Origin of the sequence: Kineococcus indalonis (assembly GCF_009906395.1) — a bacterium.
Taxonomy (GTDB): Bacteria; Actinomycetota; Actinomycetes; order Actinomycetales; family Kineococcaceae; genus Kineococcus; species Kineococcus indalonis.
This window is the reverse complement of the sequence record NZ_JAAALM010000554.1, coordinates 1-2,550: the sequence shown is the minus strand read 5'-3', so window position 1 is coordinate 2,550 and position 2,550 is coordinate 1. Positions and strand designations below refer to the sequence as shown.

General features: G+C 78.2%; 2 protein-coding genes. Both read right to left on the bottom strand.

Annotation, left to right across the window (positions count from 1 at the left end):
- The coding region (locus GTR00_RS18775; protein WP_166613090.1) for a CHASE3 domain-containing protein at positions 1 to 1,976 on the bottom strand (1,976 nt) is incomplete at its 3' end.
- Positions 1,977 to 2,023: 47 nt separating this feature from the next.
- Positions 2,024 to 2,410, bottom strand: coding sequence for a response regulator (locus GTR00_RS18770; protein WP_166613089.1), 387 nt, complete (start codon positions 2,408 to 2,410; stop codon positions 2,024 to 2,026).
- Positions 2,411 to 2,550 lie beyond the last annotated feature (140 nt).

Genomic DNA, 2,550 nt, shown 5'->3' with positions numbered 1-2,550 from the left:
GCGGCGGTGGGGGCGGGCGGCGCCGCCGCGCCGGCCGCCGGGGCCCGGCCGCCGAGCAGCCCGCGCAGGGTGCTCTCCAGCAGCCCGGTGCGCACCGGCTTGCTCAGGGTGGCGTCCACCACGCCGCCCGCCGCGCCCGAGGGGTGCCGGTGGCCGCTGGTCAGCAGCACCAGCGGCAGCGCGCGGCCCGCCGGCAGCGCGCGCAGCGCGTTCGCCAGCTGCTCGCCGTCCGTGCCCGGCATGTGCATGTCCACCAGGGCGGCGTCGAAGGCGCGGCCGGCGGCCACCAGGGCCAGCGCCTCGCCGGCCGAGGCCACGCTCGTGCACGCCGCGCCCCAGCCCTGCAGCTGCAGCTGCAGCACGCGGCGGTTGGTGGCGTTGTCGTCCACCACGAGGACGTCGCGGCCGGCCAGGTCCGCCGCGGGCCGCGAGGCCGCACCGGGCGGCGCGTCGGTGACCGGCAGCACCACCCGCAGCGTGAAGGTGGAGCCCAGGCCGGGGGTGCTCTCCACGGTCAGGGCGCCGCCCATCGCGGCGGCCAGGCCCGAGCAGATCGCCAGGCCCAGCCCCGCGCCCGCCCCGGCGCGGGGGGCGGAGGGGTCCATCGGCGTGAAGGAGCTGAACAGCCCCTCGACCTCCTCCGCCGCCACGCCCGCGCCGGTGTCGCGCACCGCGAAGCGCAGCGCCACCCCGGCGGCGTCGGCGGACCCGGCGGTGTCGGCGGACCCGGCGGTGTCGGCGGACCCGGTGGGCCCGGCGGCGCCGGTGGGCCCGGTCGCCACCGTCAGCGCGACCTCCCCGCGGCAGGTGGACGCCACGGCGTTCTGCAGCAGGTGCACCAGCACCTGCTGCAGCCGGGCGCCGTCCCCGCGCACCGCGGCGGGCACCTCCGCCCGCACGTCCACCACCAGCTCCAGACCCTTGGCGCCGGCCTCGTGGCGCACCACCGCGGCCGCGCCCTCCACGCACGCGCGCACGTCGACGGGCTCCTCCAGCAGGCGCAGGCTGCCCGCCTGCAGCTGGGAGTAGTCCAGGACCTCGTCGATGACGACGAGCAGCGCCTCGCCGCTGTCGCGCACCGTCTCGGCCAGCTCGCGCTGCTGCGCGTCCAGCGGCGTGTCCAGCAGCAGGTCCGTCATGCCGATCACGGCGTTCATGGGGGTGCGGACCTCGTGGCTCATCGTCGCCAGGAACGCCGACTTCGCCCGGTCCGCCTCCACGGCCTTGTCGCGCCCGGTCAGCAGCGCCCCCAGCGCGGTGTTGACCGCCTCGCCCACGGCCACGATCTCCGCCGGGCCGCGCACGGCCGCCGGCTCGGTGCTCTCGCCCGCGGCGATGCGCTGGGCGGCGGCCGCCACGCGCTGCACGGGGCGCACCACGCGCCGGCTGACCCACAGGGTCCCGCTCGCCAGGAGCAGCACCAGGCCGGCGGTGCCGGCCAGGATCAGGGTGCGCGTGCGGTCCGCGTTCGCCGCGGCGGTGCGCTGCTGCGCGGCGAGCACGGCGCGCTCGTCGGCCTCCAGCACGTCCAGGGCGGCGGTGGTGCGCCGCATCGCCCGGCGCCCGTCGTCGGTGGCCATGACGGTCTGCACCGCCTCCAGGCCGCCGGTGCGGCGCAGCGCGATGGTGACCTGCATCTCGGAGAGCTTCTCCGCGACCGCGTCCTGCAGCTCGGCCCCCGCCGCGGCGCTCCTGGCGCTGCCGCCCGTCTCGCCCACCAGCCCCTGCACCGAGGCGCCGATGCGCTCCACGGCCTCCTCGTAGGGCTCCAGGTAGTACTCGCGCCCGGTGATGACGTAGCCGCGCTGCCCGCGCTCGGCGTCGCGCAGCAGCACGCGCAGCTCGCCGATGTCGTCCAGCACGTCGTACGTGGCGTCCACCGCGGCGCGCTCGGCCACGAGCGTGGAGATGCGCGCGGACGAGCTGGCGCCCAGGACGAGGATCGTCGTCAGGGTCAGCAGCAGTCCCGCCGTCATCGTCCGCGCGATCGACCCGCGGGCGCGCGGCGCCCCCGCGGGCGCGCTCACCAGCTCGCGCCGGCGTCGGCGGTGGCGAGGGACTGCTCGATGGCGGTGCACAGCGCGGACAGCACGACCGGCTTGGTCAGGTACGTCGCGCCCAGCGCCCGGCCGGCCTCGATGTCCGCCGGCTGCACGCGCCCGCTGAGGAAGACCACCGGCAGGCGCGCGTAGCGCTCGTCGGCGCGCAGCCGGCGCACCAGCTCCAGGCCCGTGGTCCCCGGCAGCGACACGTCCGAGACCAGCACGTCCGGCGCGCCGCGCTCGGCCAGCACCTCCAGGGCCGCCGCGGCCGAGCCCGCCCCCACGACCCGGTGCCCGGCGGCGCGCAGCCGCAGGTCCAGCAGGGTGCGGATGTCCGCGTCGTCCTCGACGACCAGCACCTTGGCCATGACCGGGTCCTCCTGCGGGGTGTCGTTGCGGGGTCTCGTTGCGGGGTCTCGTCGCGGGGTCCCGCGCCGCGGGGTGTCGCCGCGCGGTCCGCCGCTGCTCCCCGGGGGAGTCATCGGCAGCGGCGGGGGCCGGGTGAAGC